At 72.0% G+C, this 314-nt stretch carries 1 protein-coding gene; it reads left to right on the top strand.

The features are described from left to right. Positions 1 to 314, top strand: a 314-nt coding sequence (locus SB719_RS19410; protein WP_412159638.1) for a RecQ family zinc-binding domain-containing protein, incomplete at both ends; no start/stop codon positions are given.

The following is a 314-nucleotide window of genomic DNA, read 5'->3' as shown; positions in this document are numbered from 1 at the left end:
GTGCGGTCGCTGGGCCGCCTGCTCGGCCTGCTGCGTGACGCGGCCGTGCTCACCGGCAGCGATGACGAGCTGCGGGCGGAGGCCGTCCCGCCCGGAAAGGCCGCCGCGCGGGCCGTCGAGGAGGCGGAGGCACGTCAGCGCATCGAGCACTCCCGCGCGCAGCTGATGCAGGAATATGCCGAAACGGGAATGTGCCGCCGGCAGTTCCTCCTCGGCTACTTCGGTGAAGAGCTGCCGGAGCCCTGCGGTAACTGCGACACCTGCACGTCCGGCAGTGCCTACCGGTGGGCCGAGGAGCATGACGCGGCCGGCGA

This window comes from Pantoea sp. SIMBA_079, assembly GCF_046940275.1.
Classification (GTDB): domain Bacteria; phylum Pseudomonadota; class Gammaproteobacteria; order Enterobacterales; family Enterobacteriaceae; genus Pantoea; species Pantoea borealis.
This window is presented reverse-complemented; position numbering and strand designations above follow the sequence as displayed.